At 54.4% G+C, this 12259-nt stretch carries 11 protein-coding genes, 1 tRNA gene and 2 pseudogenes; 6 read left to right on the top strand and 8 right to left on the bottom strand.

Annotated features, from left to right (window positions below; all coding sequences use genetic code 11):
* Positions 1–39: 39 nt before the first annotated feature.
* From lysA to BUB69_RS00615, 5 genes are read right to left on the bottom strand one after another with little or no spacing between them, the layout of a single operon-like run.
* Positions 40–1275 carry a diaminopimelate decarboxylase gene (lysA, locus tag BUB69_RS00635; RefSeq protein ID WP_073161802.1) on the bottom strand — a complete coding sequence of 412 codons (1236 nt, stop codon included), beginning with the start codon at positions 1273–1275 and terminating at the stop codon, positions 40–42.
* Between the two features lie 13 nt (positions 1276–1288).
* On the bottom strand, positions 1289–1663 hold the full coding sequence (locus tag BUB69_RS00630) for a cupin domain-containing protein (RefSeq protein ID WP_073161801.1): 375 nt from the start codon (positions 1661–1663) through the stop codon (positions 1289–1291).
* A gap of 35 nt (positions 1664–1698) precedes the next feature.
* Positions 1699–2961, bottom strand: coding sequence for an ATP-grasp domain-containing protein (locus BUB69_RS00625; RefSeq protein WP_073161800.1), 1263 nt, complete (start codon positions 2959–2961; stop codon positions 1699–1701).
* Positions 2962–3003: 42 nt separating this feature from the next.
* Positions 3004–4176: an MFS transporter gene (locus BUB69_RS00620; protein WP_073161799.1), complete on the bottom strand. Its 1173-nt coding sequence runs from the start codon at positions 4174–4176 to the stop codon at positions 3004–3006.
* Entirely contained in the window at positions 4173–5471 is a 1299-nt protein-coding gene (locus BUB69_RS00615) for a SidA/IucD/PvdA family monooxygenase (RefSeq protein WP_073161798.1), read from the bottom strand. The genes BUB69_RS00620 and BUB69_RS00615 overlap by 4 nt, the downstream gene beginning before the upstream one ends.
* A gap of 357 nt (positions 5472–5828) precedes the next feature.
* Here BUB69_RS00615 and BUB69_RS00610 point away from each other — a divergent pair, with 357 nt between their 5' ends.
* The 6 genes and pseudogenes from BUB69_RS00610 (at position 5829) to BUB69_RS00585 (ending at position 9041) form a co-directional block, all read left to right on the top strand.
* Positions 5829–6701, top strand: coding sequence for a LysR family transcriptional regulator (locus BUB69_RS00610; protein WP_073161797.1), 873 nt, complete (start codon positions 5829–5831; stop codon positions 6699–6701).
* A 340-nt stretch (positions 6702–7041) separates the two neighbouring features.
* A pseudogene (locus BUB69_RS28755) lies at positions 7042–7569 on the top strand (integrase arm-type DNA-binding domain-containing protein); the annotation flags it as partial.
* A gap of 153 nt (positions 7570–7722) precedes the next feature.
* Complete coding sequence (locus tag BUB69_RS00595) at positions 7723–8025, top strand: type II toxin-antitoxin system HigB family toxin (RefSeq protein WP_073161794.1); 303 nt, start codon at positions 7723–7725, stop codon at positions 8023–8025.
* A 5-nt stretch (positions 8026–8030) separates the two neighbouring features.
* Positions 8031–8402 carry a helix-turn-helix domain-containing protein gene (locus BUB69_RS00590; RefSeq protein ID WP_073161793.1) on the top strand — a complete coding sequence of 124 codons (372 nt, stop codon included), beginning with the start codon at positions 8031–8033 and terminating at the stop codon, positions 8400–8402.
* Between the two features lie 199 nt (positions 8403–8601).
* Positions 8602–8757, top strand: coding sequence for a hypothetical protein (locus BUB69_RS28750; RefSeq protein ID WP_175561625.1), 156 nt, complete (start codon positions 8602–8604; stop codon positions 8755–8757).
* On the top strand, positions 8754–9041 hold the full coding sequence (locus tag BUB69_RS00585; RefSeq protein WP_073161792.1) for a hypothetical protein: 288 nt from the start codon (positions 8754–8756) through the stop codon (positions 9039–9041). The genes BUB69_RS28750 and BUB69_RS00585 overlap by 4 nt, the downstream gene beginning before the upstream one ends.
* Before the next feature lie 796 nt (positions 9042–9837).
* Here the strand turns inward: BUB69_RS00585 and istB are convergent.
* The 3 genes and pseudogenes from istB to BUB69_RS00565 form a co-directional block, all read right to left on the bottom strand.
* Entirely contained in the window at positions 9838–10641 is an 804-nt protein-coding gene (gene istB / locus BUB69_RS00575; RefSeq protein ID WP_073161790.1) for an IS21-like element helper ATPase IstB, read from the bottom strand.
* Positions 10634–12022 (bottom strand): annotated as a pseudogene (gene istA / locus BUB69_RS00570) (IS21 family transposase); the annotation flags it as partial. The pseudogene istA and the gene istB, both read right to left, overlap by 8 nt.
* 130 nt (positions 12023–12152) lie before the next feature.
* Positions 12153–12229, bottom strand: a tRNA-Pro gene (locus tag BUB69_RS00565).
* Positions 12230–12259 lie beyond the last annotated feature (30 nt).

Here is a 12259-nt window from a genome sequence, read left to right as displayed (position 1 = left end):
GCAGACGTGTGTCTGCACCCCTGATCCTTTCCTGGTGGTTTAAATCGTTTCCAGCGAAAGCAACTCGTCGAATGTCTGGCGACGACGAATGACTTTGACCACGCCGTCATCCAGCATTAACTCCGGGATCAACGGTCGACTGTTGTAGTTGGACGACATGCTGGCACCGTAGGCGCCGCAATCATGGAAAACCAACAAATCGTCCACTTGCAGATCCGGTAATAACTGGTGATCGATTTCGGCGTTGCTCTGCTGGGTGAATACATCACCCGCTTCACACAATGAACCGGCCACTACCGTTTTGCGCCACAAATCCCGATCAGACACGGGGGCTTTCTGAAGAGCGGTGATCCGGTGGAAACTGCCATACATGGCCGGCCGTATCAGGTCGTTGAAGCCGGAGTTCACCAACACGAAATGATTCGTCCCGACATCCTTTTTGGCCCTGACTTGCGCCACCAGACACCCGGATTCGGCGACCAGAATACGCCCCGGTTCGATTTCCAGTGTCACTGAGTGCCCGAGATGTTCTTCAATCTCGCGACGGGCAAGATCCCAGATGCGGAAATACTCGTCGATGTCGATCTGCGGATCATCGTCGCGATAGGCGATCGGCAATCCGCCTCCCGCCGAGATCGCCGAAATATCGAACGGGCAACGCAGCACATGCTCGACCATACTCGCGCAGACACGTTGCAAGTGCTCGTAATCGACGCCGGAGCCGATGTGCATGTGCAGCCCAACCAACTCAAGACCGTAGGTTTCGATCAGTTGGTAGCAGACATCCAGGTTTTCATGCCAGTTGCCGTGCTTGCTGCTTTGGCCCCCGGTATTGGTTTTGCGACTATGGCCGTGACCGAACCCTGGGTTTATCCGCAGCCAGACTTTATGCCCCGGACTCGCCTTGCCCAGTTGTTCCAGCATTTGCGGTGAGCCGGCATTGACCGGAATGTTCAGTTCGATGACCCGCTGCAGCGTCGCTTCGTCCAGGACATCACAGGTGTAGACAATTTGGGCATGCCCCCCGTCGTTACGAAATCCGGCTCTATGGGCTCGTTCAATTTCACCCAGCGACACGGCATCGACCATGGCGCCCAGGCTTTTCATCAGTTTGAGTATCTGAATGTTCGGGTTGGCTTTCTGTGCATAGCGAATCACATCGAATGCACGCAGTTGCGCGGTTCGACGCCGAATCGAATCGGCGTCATACAGCCAGAAGGGCGTGCCGAACTCATGAGCCAGTTGGTTGATCAGCGAATCGTTGATGTTGTTCACAGTAGACACTCGTTCAAAGAGCCGGAGGGCTTAGTTCGTACCAGACGTAGGCTTTTCGAGAGGGCTCCAGTACATTCCACTCGCCCTTGTAGCCTGCGGGAAAGACCAGTTGCATACCGGGCAAAAACAACACCTGGGTGCCATGCTCGTCTTCGATCATGATCCGCCCCTCCAGCAGACTGGCGAATTCATGCCCCGTGAAATTCACCGTAAAACTGCCCACGCTGCAGTCCCATATCCCTACCGAAAACAACCGGTCGGCGCTCTCGAACTGCTTGTGAAACGTTTGCACCGGACGACCCCGCGTGCACTTTTCCAAGGGTGTTACGTACTCAATCAATTCCATGGCCGGGTTGGCCAGCGAACGAATGTGGCGATTGTCGAACATGCTGTTATCTCGTGAAGGCGCTGGCGGAGCAGGGTTCAGTTTCGTTCGATTTCAAACAGATCGGCTGAGAGCCTGGCCGTTTGAAACATGAAGTCAGGTGTGTCCTGATGCTCAATCGGCCAAAACCATTCCACATGGCCTTCACGTGTTTCGAAGTTCTGTGCATCCCTGGCGGAAAAATCTCCGACGCCTTTGTAAAGACTCAGTTCGTGCACACCCTCGGGAAGTACAACGGGATTGATACAGGTGATCTTTCCCGGTGCCGCTTTCAGGAAAGCGACGGCAGCCGTGCCACGACGTTTGATCAGGGGCATGTCGTCCCAGATATCGCAATAGCTTTTTGCGTGCAGGGCATAAAGATCGACACCCAGCGAGCGATAGACCAAATCGATAATGCGGTCACCTGCGGGCCGGGCGCCTACCTCAATAATGAAAGGCACGCCCTCAACGATCTTGATCTCGACATGGGATACCCCTCGTTCTATGCCCAGCGCCCGACAGGCCTTTTCGGCGGTCTCGCACAAAGCGTCGTAATCAAACCCGGCATAAGGAACGATATGGCCCATTTCAGCAAAGTAAGGTCGTGGCGACAGTTGCTTGTGGGTGACGGCCGCTGCCTTACATTCGTCGGGTCTGCAATAGACTTCGACGGAGACTTCCAGCTCACTGTCGAGAAAGGCTTCCAGGTGAATCCGCTCAGGATCGATGTAGAGAATATCCTTGTACTTGTGCAACAGCTTCGCAGCGTCATCAATCGCCACTTGCAACTCCTGCGAGTTGCTCACCAGACGCACCCCGCCGCTGCCACCAAAGACGCTGGGTTTGAAAATGGCCTTTTCCTGGTCTTTGAAGACGTAGCTGGCGGTGCCCTCATTGACGGCAAGGGTCGGCGCTACATTAAGCCCGGCTTTTTCCAGTTCAGCCTTCATCAGTAACTTGTCACGACAGCGCAGAATCACCGCGTCACTGTGGAACGGTATTGAGTATTGCTTTGCGATCGCCGCGCCAGCCTCCAGAACGAAATCGTTGACCGGAATGACAGCAGCAGGCGTCAGACCGGTCTTGCGTTCGTAGTCTTTGACCGCCTCAAGCGCGTGGACCGGATCCAGCAGGTACGGGCTGACGATGTAGTCGTCGGCCAGGCTGGCTGCCGGCCTGCGCCGCTGCGCCAGAACCTCGCCAGGGTAGGCCAGCACCACAACGGCCATGCCCAGCGCACGCGCGGTACACAGTACAGCCCGCTCCCTCATGGGCAAATCGGCACCGATCAACAAGGCGTAACGATTGGATAACGTCATATCGAGTCCTCAAACTTTTACGTAAACAAGGTGCGACCTGTATCAGGCACCGACGGATGCCGCGCTCGTCTGCCCTTGAGCGAAACGAGTCGCAGAGGTCTGCAGCAAGAGCGCAATGGACAGCGTGACCATCAGGAAAGGTACGAGCCAGGCAGTTTCAATCATTGCCAGTTGCAGACTCAGAATCAGCAACAACACAGGTGTGGCCAGCGCATTCGCTTTGCTGACACAAAGGCCGACGACGGCCTCGCTGTAGCGATAGGCAATCGCAGCGCGGATATGGACCCGGGCGCCGCCAAAAGCCATGCCAAGGATCAGCAGGCTAAGGGCCTTGAGGACAAGCGTGTCGGGTACCAGAAACCACACCAGGGCGGCAGCGACGGCAAGTGCAATCAACCCGGACAGGAAGATCGACAGGTTACGGCCGGTATTACCCAAAATGATCAGTACACCGATCAATGCCATGCCCATGCCGAATACCGCGTCCAGTACACCCAGCTCAAATAGCGCCCAGCCATGGCTCGACACGTACACCGGGAGCATGAAGTTGAACGCTCCAAGAATTGGCCAGATCAACACCATCGGAATGAACAAGGTCAGTGGAAGCTTCGCGGGCGCCACCAAGGCACCACCCTCCCCGGCCTCAAGCACGGCAGTGCCGTTTCGGGTATGGCAAACCGCAGCGACGAGTAAAAAGCTGACACCCAGAAGAATAGAAAACCCCATGCCGGTCAGAATCGGCATCAGGCCGGCGGCCAATAACGGGCCAATCATCAGCGCCGCCTGGCTGGTGGCCGTGGTCGCACCGCTGATGCGTCTGACCGTCGCTTCATCCATGCCGCGCTGAACCTGGGTAAACCACATGTCCAGGCTGGCTTCCAGCAGCATGAATATCAGCCACACAAACAGATTGGTGATCAGCAGTCCGACCGTGATATCACGGCACACCCCGGCAACCAGGCTAAGGCCTGCGAGACAGACCAGGAACCCACTGCTCATCTGGCGTCCGTTCATTCGGGCCGACAGGCGCTTGATCATCATCGGCGTAACAAATGCCGGAATAAATGAGCAGAAAATCGCGAGTGCCAACGGCAAATAGCCGCCTTCATTCTGATTGAGAATGGTCCATGTCAGGGAAACCAGCAGTGCACCGGAAAACAAGCGGTAGACCGTGGAACAGACTAAAAACACGATCAGCTCTCTGGGTACTTTCACGACGCAATCGCTCCCTGCATGACCCTGTTACTCAGCGTATTGACGATCTCCCCACCCACTTCATGAGACCGTCGTGAAATAACCGAAAGCAATGTATCGCTCAGCCCATGGGTGTGCTCCGACATGCCCTGGATATAAATATTGGGTTTGAAGGTGTCACTCATCTGCAAGGCGTAATGACGATTCAATCGCGGTAGGCTCTCAGGCTCTGCCCAATAAGGTTTGAGGGCGTCCAACAGAGCCAAATTGTTCTTGCGGCTGTAACCGGTCGCGCAAATAACCACATCCACTTCCAATTCCTGACGCTCACCGTTGAGCGTCGACACCAGGGTGACGGACAACGCATTATTGTGCTCGACCACATGGGTGAGCCTTTTAAACTTGAGCATGCCGAAGCGGTCGACATCCCCGCCAATCGTGGCTTCGTACTCTTCACGATAAAGGCTTTTGATAAGGGCCAGATCGGCAACCGAGTAATTGGTGTCGAAGTGTTTTCGAATCAATGCCTGCCGATTATCCGGATCCAGGTAATAAATCCGATCGATCATTTCATTATCAAACACCTCATTCACGTACTCACTGTCATCGGCTTGCTTGAACCCTATGCCACTGCTCGCTACCCGTACATCTGAATGACGATAATGGCTTATCAGGTGCTGATAGATCTCCGCCGCGCTTTGCCCGGAGCCTACGACCAGAAACCGATAGGGTTTGCTTTCATCGTACTCCGGCAGCTTTTCCAGCAACTGCGAGGAATGGAAGACGTGTGGACTGGCGCACGCCACCGGCATTGCCGGTTCGCCACCAATGGCAATGGCAAGGTTTTGCGTCCTGACGACCTGCATATTGCCCGTCAGCATGTCATTGACGGTGACATCAAGGGCGACGACCTGATGACCTTCTTTGACAGGCAGAACGGATTGAACCCATGACGAGTAACGCGTGACATGATTGAAATGGCCGGCCACCCAGCGCAAGTAATCATCAAACTCCTTGCGACTGGGGTTGAAGTCCCGCAGGTTGGCGAAAGAACCCAGCCGGCGATGTTCATGTAAATAGTTCACGAAGGTGAAATGACTTTTCGGGTTACGCAAAAAACAAAGATCTTTCATGAAGGAAATTTGCATCTTGGCACTGGGCAACATCATGGGGTGGTGCCAGCCATGCTTGTTCTTGGCTTCAAAGAACATGATCTTTTTGCCTTCAGTCTCCTCTTTATAATCCTCATAAAGCGAGACCGCCAAGCCAATATGCGAAGGACCAAAACCAATGCCGACCAAATCATGCATGTCCATAAGTTGACCCCTCACATGGGTCGATTCCAGTTATTCCATTGGTAAACTTGATCCGTCTCTCACTCACTCTTGCAGGCATGCCGATGCCTTGGCGGCGCCACTGAATAACAGGCACCGCATCGCACATCCCGGGAGCCGAGTGGTAGAGATTTATTTGTCGGGCCAGTCTAGCCACATAGCCGTCATATTCAAAATATCATTTCTTGGCAGGTGTCTTTCATTCTTGATATACCTAAACGAGGCTGAAACAGCTTCGCATGCTATGCTCGCTGGCGTTTTCAATAGGTTCAGGTCGCATCTGCGTGGGGGGATGGTGTGAGATTCAGTTTTAGGCAAGTCGAAATATTCTGGGCAGTCATGACCACGGGCAGTGTGACGAAGGCCGCGGCATTGCTCAAAACCTCACAGCCGACCGTCAGCCGTGAAATCGCACGATTCGAGCATGTCCTGGGGCTCAAGTTGTTTGAACGAACGCAAGCGCGCTTGCAGCCAACCACCCAGGGACTTAGCTTGTTTGAGGAGGTGAAAACGTCCTATTACGGGCTCGAACGCATCCACAATGCTGCGCAATCGATCAAGAATTTCCAGAGCAGCCTGACGATCGCATGCTTGCCTGCCTTCTCGCAGAGCCTGCTGCCCTATGTGTGTGGTCGGTTCATCAACGCGTTTCCAGAAGTGAACATCAACATCACCCCACAGGAGTCACCGCTGCTCGAGGAATGGATGACGGCCCAACGGTATGACTTGGGGCTCACTGAAAACAGCGAAACGCCGCCCGGTACTCGATGTGAAAACATTTTTACAGGCGACGAAGTATGCGTGCTGCCATCCGGTCATCCGCTGTGCGACAAAAAAGTGATTACACCTCTGGATATGGCCGGTATCAACATGGTCAGCCTGTCGAGTCAGGATCCGTACCGGATCATCTTCGACAAGATACTTGCCGACGCCCAGGTAAAATGTCGCACCGTCATAGAAACCCATAGCGCAGCGGCCGTCTGCTTCTTCGTTCAGCAAAATGTCGGGGTCGGCATCATCAATCCTCTGACGGCCTTGAGTTTTGCCGATCAGGGTGTGTGCTTGCGACGGTTTTCGATTTCGATACCCTTTTCCGTCAACCTCATCAAACCGCTGTATAGGCCACAGACGCCAGTCGCCACGGCCTTTATTGATGAGATGAAATCGAGCTCAAATGAATTGCACCAACAGCTTCATACGTCTCTTGGGTAGAAACGAAGAATGGGCTCGCTCACGGTCCTTGAGACCAGAGCTCATCAGATCCTGAACATTCGCGGAAGTAAGGCGGGCGTTTGCTGGACATGAAAAAGCCCAACCTTTTCAGATTGGGCCAAGTCATTGAAAAACAGGGTCGGGACGGAGTGATTCGACCACTCGACCCCTGGCACCCTATCTCCTTTTTCATACTTCTTGAAAGACTCCGAAATTTCACTCTGGATTTTTAAAAGCGAATATTTACTTGAGCTCCAGCGGTGTTCTGCTCTACGAGCGCCCAGTAAAGTCCATCAAGAGCCGGCGTTTTCTTGGAGGTAAAAGTAGGGGAGTCCGTTTCATGGCCAAAATCACCATCGAAGAACTCGAGTCCCTGACCGCCAACGAGGCAGGCCGAATCCTCAGGGAGGCTGGCAATCTCGCCGGTCGAATCTCAGTCCGCAAGGGCGGTGTGTTGGTCAGCTTTTTTTATCGGTATCGCTGGGGCGAGCAGAATAAAGAGTACGCCTGCGGATCTTGGCCGCGCTAATCCCTGACGGACATCTGCAAGGCGCGTAATCAGGCCAGGGCGCTCATTGATGAGCAGATCAATCCTAACGAGCAAAAGAAAACCGCCAAGGCACAGGCTTACGCCACGGCTAATGTAGAGGCCGAACAAGTAAAAACGACGAAGGTGCAAACGCTGACCGTCCAGGATCTGGCCAAGGCGTGGCTGTTGAATGGCATGCCGCGGAAAGATGGCAATGCTGAATTGCAGTGCCGTTTTAACAAGGACCTATACCCGGCACTTGGCAAGAAGCCGGTCAGCAGTGTGTCCGAACACGATGGTCGGGCGCTGATCCGCACCGTGGTCACCCGTAGAGCGCATGACTGGATGTTGCTTGAGGTTCTTGATCCAGAGTCTGCTGCAATTCAAGAGTAGTCCGGCAAGCCTGGGCTTTTCACACCGAACCAAACTGATACGCAACCAGTCGCTTGTAATTGCTTGCAAAAGTCCCACCTTGGGACTACATTCTCACCCATGAGAATTATCGCCATCAGCCACCTCAAAGCCTTCTGGGAGAAACACCCGGATTCCGAGCAGCACTTACGCGCATGGGCTGACGAGGCGAAAAAGGCTAACTGGGCCAGCCCCGAAGTAATTAAGGCGCAGTTCGGTAATGCCAGCATCCTCAAAAGCCGCCGCGTCGTCTTCAACATCAAAGGCAATGATTACCGACTAATGGTCGCCATTGCTTACCGTTTCGGCGCGGTCTACATCAAGTTTGTCGGAACCCATGTGGAGTACGACAAGATCGACGCAAACACCGTGGAGATGGAGTAATCATCATGAACATCCGCCCAATCCGCACTGATGAAGAATACCGAGCAGCCCTGAGAGAGATTTCTCCGCTGTTCGAGCAGGAGCCTGAGCCAGGCACTGCAGAAGGAGACGCTTTCGAGGTCATGATCACGTTGATTGAGGCCTACGAATCGAAGAACTTCCCGGTCGACCTGCCTGATCCGATAGAGGCGATCAAATTCCGCATGGAGCAATCAGGGCTGACTGCCGCCGACCTTGCGCCAGCCATAGGCAAGACCAATCGCGTCTATGAAGTGCTGAATCGTAAGCGCTCGCTGACTCTGCCTATGATCTGGAGGCTGCACGACATGTTCGGAATTCCGGCCGAAAGCCTTATCAAGCCAGTCAGGGCAGCTTGATTCGGAGTCCTGCAGACGGCCTAACTTTTGGTTAGGGGTGGGAATCCGATTCACACCCCTATACAGCGAACAAGCGAAGTGACGCGGGTTCGATGTGAGGCCCTAAGTTCAACTCAGGGGGAAATCGCCGCGAACTATGCTCACCATAGGGCTGCTCACTTAGCGAGCGCTCTGCACAACACCCAACAAGGAACGTTTAATGCTCGACATTCTCGTCAACATATTCAAGACACTGCTGCAGATATGGTCTTCCCTCACGAACGACCAAAAGGACAGCATTAGCAAAGCCTTCACTGATCTTTTCGAAGACCTGTTCCGGGCCTACTACAAAGAAAACTCTGGAGGCGCACAATGAAATCTTTGGTCGAGCTCATGCATTCGAAAAAGGCGGCTGGCACGCTTGCGGCAACTACCAAGGCAGAAATTAGCCTCACAACGTTTGCTGTTCTAGGGGCCGCGCTGGGCGCAACAAAAGCTCAAAAGTTCTCGGACGGCGCGGCCAGCCTTGTGACGAGTGACGATTTCCTGAATGAACTCGAGTCAGAGCTTGGCCTGCCTGGCCAGGGCGAAACAGAAGACGAATTCGTGGCCCGCGCAAAGGCGAGCATGTTTGACATGCTAAAGGCCAAGCTCAAATGACCTAGTCAAAGCCCTGTCCTCGCCACCCTGCAGGACAGAAGGCCCCAATTTCAACCCAGGCTACTCGCTCAGCGAGTGCCCTGCCCTCACCTACCGATCAAGGAAGACACCATGCAGCACACATACCGCTTTGTCCTCGGTCCAGAGCATGAAATCGCAAGCATCACAACTGAAGGAGCTATGCCCCATATCTGCGTAGGCGCGCACATAGACTTAATCGCTGATGGTTATCAGCAGCCGCCTCAGACTCACCTTCACATTCAGCAGGTATCGGTGACCCTCCACCAGATGAGCGGGAAGGTAGTAAGAAATAATATTCTGGTTCACTGCGTTGAGATGCCTGGTTTAGCCAACTGAAGTCTTTAACGAAAATTGGCGGTGACTGAGACGAATTTCACCGCCTTCACAGAGCCTCCCCTAGATCCGGAGATCTGCTTCGGATCAGATCTCGCTAATTGTCCGCGAGATTGAAGTTTTCGGGTTCTAATCTTTCGTCAGTGCCGGAGGCTTAATGAGTACAGAGGACCGTTTTAAACAAGCAGTGATTACGGTTCTGGCGAAGAGAGCGGGTAATCGATGCGCTAACCCTGAGTGTGGAGCCCTCACAAGCGGCCCTGCTGACGAACCTGTTGGCGCTGATTGAAAACTGACCCACTCTGCCGATTGAAAATTGACCCAGGGCGGATTGCTGATTTTTGCCCCAGCAATTGTGGATAAGCTTAGCCGTAGTGTCCTGGTTGAAGACGCATCTGGCCCCACCGCATGCAGGCATGCGGAAGGGTGTTTACGGTGCAGATCAAAACGCTTCATCGTCCTCGATACCATCTTCGTCCTTGAGCTTTCGTTCACGCGATTTGATCTTTGTCTGGGCGGCCAAGGTGCTGTGTTGCAGGCGGTAGGACTCGTTGCCCGTTTCGACGATATGGCAGTGGTGTGTCAGCCGATCCAGCAACGCTGTGGTCATCTTGGCGTCGCCAAACACACTCGACCATTCCGAGAAGCTGAGGTTGGTGGTGATGACCACGCTGGTATGCTCGTACAGTTTTGAAAGCAGGTGAAATAACAGCGCGCCACCACTCTGACTGAAGGGTAAATACCCCAGCTCATCGAGTATCACCAGGTCTGTCCGAAGCAGTCCCTGGGCGATTCGGCCTGCCTTACCATCGTACTCTTCACGCTCCAGCAGGTTGACGAGATCGACTGTGGAGAAGAATCGTAGTCGTTTGTTATGAGTGGTGATTCCGGACACGGCCAAGGCACTGGCCAGGTGTGTTTTTCCGGTTCCAGGCCCACCAATGAACACGACATTTTGCGCAGTCTCCGTAAACTCAAGGCTGGATAATTCCTTGACCAGACGGGCATCTGCGCTGGAAGCGCTGAAGTCAAAGCCAGCTAAATCACGGTGCATGGGGAGCTTTGCCATGTTCATCTGATGATTCACAGAGCGCACGGCGCGATCTGCCTGCTCCTGTTGGAGCAGATGCTCAAGCAGCCATTTCGAGGATGCCGTCGAAGCTTCTCCCTGGGCCGCTAGTTCTTTCCAAGCCTGCGCCATGCCATGCAGACGCAGTTCTTTAAGTTCTGCCATCAAGTCACGCATTGCGGCTCTCCTCATCTGTTGTACGGAGTTGGTCATATCGGGCCGTGTTGGCAACTGGAGCCACCTTGAGTTGCAGGCTGGTTTCTACGGAAGGCGGTGGTGCAGTAGCGGTGAGTCGGGCGAGAACATTTAAGATGTGATCGGCGCTCAGACTCCCCGACTCAAGCACCAGTTCTACCGCTACCAGCACCGGGTCGAGACCGGCGATGGGCACGGCAGCGAGCACCTGCGTCATGATTCGATCACCGTTGCTGTGACGTCTCAGGCCCCGTTTAAGAAGCCGCAACGGATTGGGCAGATCGGCAAACGGTGCGCCATTGCGCAGTGCACCCGGCTTGCGTTCGATGAGTGGGATGTAATGCTGCCAGTCAAAACTGACCTGATCTCGATCAAAGAGGCGCTCGTGGCTGGCAATCATCGTTTCATCGGCGATGACCACGATCCGGGATGGGTAAAGACGGCTGCTGACCCACTGGCCGACTCGCTCACAAGTCACCGAATAGCGATTTCGCGCCACGCTGATCAGGCAGGTGCTGGAGACCCATACGGTACGCTCGACGTAGCCATCAAAGGCCGTCGGCATCGGCATCATTTCGACCCGTTCCAGCTCCAAAACTTCCGCCACCGTAAGTCCGTTGTACTGCGGATGCAGCAGCTCGTTCCAGAGCGCACGACAGCGTTGGCCGAGCCAGGCATTCAATTCCTCGAAGGTGTGGAACATGCAGTTTTGAGCGTCAAGCCAAATGCGCCGTCGACTGTCTTGAACGTTCTTCTCGACAATGCCCTTTTCCCAGCCAGAGGCTACGTTGCAGAAATCCGGATCGAACAGGTAGTGCGCACACATCACGGAAAACCAGGCATTGACCGTGCGGCCCTTGCCTTTATTAACCTTGTCGACAGCCGTTTTCATGTTGTCGTAGATGCCGCGACGCGGCACGCCACCTAACGCTCCGAACGAGCGTGTATGGGCATCGAATAGCATCTCGTGACCTTGGCTAGGGTACGCAACCAACCAGAATGCGCGACTGGCGCACAGCTTCATGTGGGAGACCTGGATGCGTCGAAACAGGCCACCGATCAGCAGTCCTTCTTCGCTCCAGTCAAATTGAAAAGCTTCACCGAGCGCAAACGTCAGCGGTACAAAAGCGCGTAAAGACTTGCCTTGCTCACCTCGCCACGAGCGTACAAACGCCGTGAGCTGGCTGTAGCCACCGTCATAACCCTCGGCCTTGATCTGCTCGAAAAGTGCTTTGGCGCTTCTGCGATTGTGCTTTGCCCGGAACGAGTCGGCTTTCAGCGCCTGTTCCAGCGTGTCGTGGAATGGGCTGAGTTTGTTGAAGGTCGCGCACCGCTGGTACGCCGGCTGAGTGGCTTTGGGCGCTCCTCCTGCTCGGAAAGTGAGCAGAAGCAGTTGAACACCTGGGTCAGTTTTCGGTCAGCGGCAACACGCAAAAATCACGCACGTAAAAAAGGCCAATGGTGCGAACATTGGCCTAACTTACTGAAAAATATGGTCGGGACGGAGTGATTCGAACACTCGACCCCTAGCACCCCATGCTAGTGCGCTACCGGACTGCGCTACGCCCCGACTAGGCGTGAATCTGTTTCGCATGCTGCG

The organism is Pseudomonas asturiensis (genome assembly GCF_900143095.1).
Taxonomy (GTDB): Bacteria; Pseudomonadota; Gammaproteobacteria; order Pseudomonadales; family Pseudomonadaceae; genus Aquipseudomonas; species Aquipseudomonas asturiensis.
Note: the sequence above shows the minus strand (reverse complement) of the source record. Positions and strands in the feature narration are given on the sequence as shown.

Coding starts and splice junctions, on each gene's coding strand:
- BUB69_RS00585 (WP_073161792.1), top strand. CDS start 8,754: ATGAAATCTTTGGTCGAGCTCATGCATTCGAAAAAGGCGGCTGGCACG.
- BUB69_RS00595 (WP_073161794.1), top strand. CDS start 7,723: ATGAGAATTATCGCCATCAGCCACCTCAAAGCCTTCTGGGAGAAACAC.
- BUB69_RS28750 (WP_175561625.1), top strand. CDS start 8,602: ATGCTCGACATTCTCGTCAACATATTCAAGACACTGCTGCAGATATGG.
- istB (WP_073161790.1), bottom strand. CDS start 10,641: ATGCGTGACTTGATGGCAGAACTTAAAGAACTGCGTCTGCATGGCATG.
- BUB69_RS00610 (WP_073161797.1), top strand. CDS start 5,829: ATGACCACGGGCAGTGTGACGAAGGCCGCGGCATTGCTCAAAACCTCA.
- BUB69_RS00615 (WP_073161798.1), bottom strand. CDS start 5,471: ATGGACATGCATGATTTGGTCGGCATTGGTTTTGGTCCTTCGCATATT.
- BUB69_RS00630 (WP_073161801.1), bottom strand. CDS start 1,663: ATGTTCGACAATCGCCACATTCGTTCGCTGGCCAACCCGGCCATGGAA.
- BUB69_RS00590 (WP_073161793.1), top strand. CDS start 8,031: ATGAACATCCGCCCAATCCGCACTGATGAAGAATACCGAGCAGCCCTG.
- BUB69_RS00625 (WP_073161800.1), bottom strand. CDS start 2,961: ATGACGTTATCCAATCGTTACGCCTTGTTGATCGGTGCCGATTTGCCC.